The organism is Deltaproteobacteria bacterium (assembly GCA_005879535.1).
In the GTDB taxonomy this organism is placed as follows: domain Bacteria; phylum Myxococcota; class Myxococcia; order Myxococcales; family 40CM-4-68-19; genus 40CM-4-68-19.
The window spans coordinates 1-4,895 of sequence record VBKI01000022.1 but is presented as its reverse complement, the minus strand read 5'-3'; the positions used below and the strand labels follow the sequence as shown (position 1 = coordinate 4,895).

Annotated in this window: 3 protein-coding genes; 1 reads left to right on the top strand and 2 read right to left on the bottom strand. The window is 67.9% G+C overall.

Going from position 1 to position 4,895, the window contains the following annotated elements; translation table 11 throughout:
- The coding region (locus E6J58_01170; protein TMB43086.1) for a DUF4026 domain-containing protein at positions 1-888 on the top strand (888 nt) is incomplete at its 5' end.
- 3 nt (positions 889-891) lie between these two features.
- Here E6J58_01170 and E6J58_01165 read toward each other — a convergent pair.
- Positions 892-2,574: a peptide-N(4)-(N-acetyl-beta-glucosaminyl)asparagine amidase gene (locus tag E6J58_01165; protein ID TMB43085.1), complete on the bottom strand. Its 1,683-nt coding sequence runs from the start codon at positions 2,572-2,574 to the stop codon at positions 892-894.
- A gap of 51 nt (positions 2,575-2,625) precedes the next feature.
- Positions 2,626-4,895: hypothetical protein (locus E6J58_01160; protein TMB43084.1), on the bottom strand; the 2,270-nt coding region annotated here is incomplete at its 5' end.

Genomic DNA, 4,895 nt, shown 5'->3' with positions numbered 1-4,895 from the left:
AATGCGTTCCACGCGAGGACCGGCGACTGGTTGCGGGACGCGGCGTCCGCGAGCGTCCCTCCCGCCCCGACGAGCTTCTTCAGCGTTCATTCCGTCTTCGACGACAGTCGGAAGGGTCGCGGGACGTGGTTGCACACCCACGGTCTGCACCGGATGGGCTGCATAGAGCTGGACGTCGTGGGCGTCCGCCGTCGCGACGCGGCTGCGCTCGGGGAGCTGATCAACAGCGTCGCGAGGTTCTTCCTCGACTGCGGAGTGCCGCCGCCGCATACCCGGTTCCACGCGGGTAATGACCTTCCGCTCGTGTGGCTCCCCTGGGAGGCTGGGCTGCAGCAGGTCGATGTGACTCTGGGCGGCATGACAGACCGGGACGCCGACCATGGCGGCGAGAGAGGAATCCTGTTCGCCCCGGCGAAGGACTCATCGGAGCGGCTGGAAACGCCGCGCTGCTACGTCCCCATGATCGAGGCAGACCCGATCTTCTACGTGTCGTCCGCCGAGACCGAGCGCATGCAGCGGCTGGCGCGCGAGCGGCTTCCCTCGTTCCTCGCGCTCCAGAGCAGGTACGCGAAGAACCGGAAGTGGGACTTCCACGTCAAGCTCGGACTCGCCACGGACGGCGACGGCGACGACCACACCTGCGGCGGAGCGGAGCACCTCTGGTTCGATGTCCATGGGGCAACCGCCAAGAGCGTGGACGGCACGCTCCTCAACCAGCCCTTCAGGATCGCCAGCTTGCGCCAGGGTCACCGCGGCACGTTCGACCTGCGGCTTCTCACAGACTGGTCAATCGAGTCACCGCGGGGGCGATACACGCCCGAGTCGGTACTTCAGCTCGAGCGAGGCCTGACGAACGACCGCGTCGCGGCGCGACCGTTGCTCCACTGAGACTCAGTCGTCGTCGCAGCCCTTGCCATCTTTGATCGACGTCAGCACGCCGCCGGCTGCCGTGATCGAGCGGCTGTAGCAGTGGCCCTCGGAATCGGCGGAGAAGTAGCGCTGAGCTCCGGACTGGATCGTCGTGGTCGGGTAGTCGTCGGCCCAGTCACCCGAGTTGGAGACCACGCTGCCGAACTCCACGTCGCCGTCGTGTGAGACGGTATCGGCGCGATCGTAGGACTGATGGATATTCGTGGTCCATCCGCTGTTGAAGTTGTCGGGCGAGACGATCTCGACCTTCAGCGGCCACGCCATGCGCACGACGGTCTCGCGCGAGCGATCGCCCAAGCGGACCTTCGTGACCGACGAGATGCTGGTGAGCTGCGCGATCTTCTGCGAGAACGTCGACGCGCCGCTCGGGACGACGAAATCCTGGACGTTGGAGAAGTCGATCGTCTGCCGGATCTCGGTCTGCACCTTCCCGCGCGAGGTGCGCACCCACCCGGCGAGCACGAAGCTCCGCGACGAGATGGTCGTCACCGTTCCCGTCACCGGGTCCGCCTGCGGATTGATCCCCTGCGTAGTGATGCTCGGGATCGGAGCGCCGATGGTGTTCGTCGTCACCTGTCCGGTGACCCGCTTCGAACCGTGATCGAGGAAAACGAGCAGCGTAGCGGTGGTCGAGAAGTACTGACTGTTGTTGGCGACGCGAATCGCGAGAGTGTGCGGCTGACCATCGCTCAGCACGCCCGCGAACGGCGTCAGGTCGACCCGATAAGGGACGAAGTTGAGCGCCTGCACGGCCGGGATCGGCCGCCACAGGTACGGGTCGATGCCGCCGGTGAAAATCCAGGGGAAGATCGGCACTACGCCCGCGGGCTGCCCGTCGATGCTCACCTGCCCTTCGCGAAACGCCCCACCGCTGCAGCTCTCCAGGGCAGCCGAGAGCGCACTGGGCACGCAGGTGTACCAGAACTCGTCGTTCGCTCCCTGGTGCTCCAGGATCACGTCGAGGAACGCGCGCTCTACGTTCGTGGGCAGGTGGAAGGTGGCGGCGAGCGCGTCGGACGGGCTGAACAAGGCCACTGTGCCGCCGGTCGCGCTGGACGAGAGCGGAAGCACGAGGTCGGGCGCCTGCGACCGGCGATCGTCGTTGCCCTTGCCGTTGAACGGGTAGAAAGCGATCTGCGCCGTGCCCCAGAGCGCGCTGGTGTACGTGTCGTTGATCAGATTGCCGAGATCGGCGCGTCCGGCCGCTGGTGCGAGCAACGCCGCGGTGTAGTCGGTGATGTCGCGCTCGACGTGCCAGGAGCGGCCGATCGCGTTCGGGGGGCGAGTCGGCTCGGCGGTGGTGCCGAAGTAGACGTTCACGCCGCCGATCCAGAGATTGGCGGTGCGGTCGAACTGCCGGCCGGGCTCGACCGACCAGTCGGCTTCGAGCACCACGTTCTGCCACGGACCGGGACAGGCCGACGGAGGCGCGTAGGCGAACGACTTGGGCGAGAAGTCGGCAAACCTCACATCGGTGAAGAGGCGCGTGCGGCAGGGCGTGGTGCGCGGGCGCGCGACCGGCGGATCGGCGGTGACCGTGTTCGGCGAACCGATCGTCGGCGGCGACTGCGGCACCGGCTGCGCCTGCGCCACCTGTGCAGCGATGAGAATGCCGAAACCGAACAGCAGAGATTGGGATGTCATGGTCCCCTCCGGGCTCAGACGATCGTCGCGGTCGCAGCGACCCGCGCGCCGCTAGTTCTGTTCGGCGGAGCAGGACTTGTAAATGCCACTGGCGCGCGAGATGTCCTGCAGCACCGCTTCGCGCTCGCGGGTCGTCCGGTAGTCCGGGTTCGCGAGCGTCGTCTTCTCCAGTCGGTCCAGCCAGTGCAGCGCCCACGTCGCTGCTGGGCGCGAGCGGTGCGGGCGCCCGCGGACCGTGACGTAGATCGGGCTGGTGGTCGCGTAGGGGTGGATGTCGAGGACGTCTTCGTTGCCGTTCTCGCTCCAGGCGCGCGCGAGAATCCAGCCGCTCTCGTTCGCGGCGATCTCACCGGCGACGTCGGCAGACATTCCATTCACGTCGTGCCGCGCCGCCACCTGGCCGTTCCAGATCACTTCGAGCTTCGTGACGGGAACATTGGATCGGAGCCACGCATGGTACTGGAGCGCAGAGCCTGCCGGGAGCTTCACGGTATCGCCAGGCTCGGCCTTCCCGACGCGCAGTCCCACCAGCGGCCCATTCGTGGCGAGGGTCCTGCCCGCTTTGAGCCCCGCGAGAAACGATTCGCGGCTGAGCGCTCCCTGCGCCTTCACGTAGACGCGGTTCAACCCGACGGGTCCGCGCAACGACGAGTAGTTGGCCATCGCGTCGGTCCCGGCGCCCGCCGGCAGTCGCAGGCCGCAATCGAGCAGCCGGTACCAGACCGCTGCGGTGCTCAGGTGATCGGAGAAACCCACCGCCTCGTAGTAGTCCACCTTCCCCAGCGCGGCGTCGAGGACGAGCTCGTTCGTGAGCCGCTCGTCCCGCGACGGATCGACGTCGCTCTCGAACGGATGCACGTACCCCATCACCCCGCCCTGCGCGTGGGCCATGTCCGCCACCGCCGCGTTGTGCGGCCAAGGGCTCGCCACGGCAGTGAACGGATACGCGTTGTACCCGGGCAGGATCAGCCGCTGCAGTCCGAGCAGGCCCACGTGCCCCCAATAGCTGGAGTGGAACTCCTCGCCGTGGAGCAGCAGCACGCCGCCGGTCGACGCCGGGTCGGGTCCGGGCAGGAAGGCGGCGATGTCCGGGACCCGCTGCTCCTTGTTGACGACCAGGTTGTAGACGAGATCGAGCCCTTCGGCGCGCGCCTGCTGCACTAGCTGCGCGGGCGTGTTGCGGTAACGCCCGCCGTAGTTCATGTGGACGTGGAGGTCGCCGCTCCACCACTTTCCCGGAAACGCCAGCCGCGGCAGCGTCACCGTCACCGAGGCCTGCGCGTCGACCTTGCGCCGCACCACCGCGTATCCCGGCCCGCGCGCGACCTTGATCTCGAGGGGTCCGGGAGGAACGAACATCCTCCACTCGCCCGCGCCGTGCACATATCGCGTCTCCATGCGCTGGCGCTCGGGGATGAGGAGATCATCGGCGTGGATCCAGGCGCCGTCCGGAGCGAAGAAGCGGCCGCGCGCGTCCGTCACCGACAGGCGCGCCGCTAAAGGACGGCCCGCCTCGTCCTGCACTTTCACCGTCAGCGGGCGCCGCGGCGCCAAGAAGCGGCGTTCGCGAGGCACCACCTGCCTCTGCTCGCCCGACACCACGTCCACCACCCACAAGCTGGTCGTGCCGGTCCGATTGGAGATGAAAGCGATCTGCCGGCCGTCCCGCGACCAGCGTGGGCCCACGTTATCGAACTCTCCGTAGGTCAGCGGGATCGGATACCCGCCACCCGAGAGCGGCAAGAGCCAGAGCTGGTGCCACTGGCCGCCGAGATACGACGCGTAGACGAGCCGGGTGCCGTCGGGCGAGACGTCCGGCCGCGTCTGCCAGTTGGTCTCCTCGCGCCGCAAAACCTCCATCGAGCCTGACCCGTCGGCGGCCAAACGCACGATGTCCCCGGTCCCGTGCGGGACCTCGCGGTTGGAGACGAAGACGATCGACTTCCCGTCCGGCGTCCAGGCCGGATTGATCGCGTGATCGAACGGGCTGTAGTAGTAGCGCGGCATCGCGCTCCGGTGGTCGGCAACGACGGTGCGAATCTCCGCAAGGCGGCCGTCGCGGACAAAAGCCGTGTGCAAGAGGAAGTGGCCGGTGCCCGCCGTGGAGACCCAGGCGAGGCGCGTTCCGTCCGGCGACCAGCGCGGATCGACGTTCACCGCGCCGCCCGAGGTGAGCGGCGTCACTGCGCCGGTCGCAACTTCCAGCAGCATCAGCTCCATCGCCCTGCCGTCGTAGCGGACGAAGACGACCTGGCCGCCGTCGGGAGACCAGTCCGGCTGGTGGTCGGTGCCGTCGGAATCGGTGAGCTGCTCCGCAACCG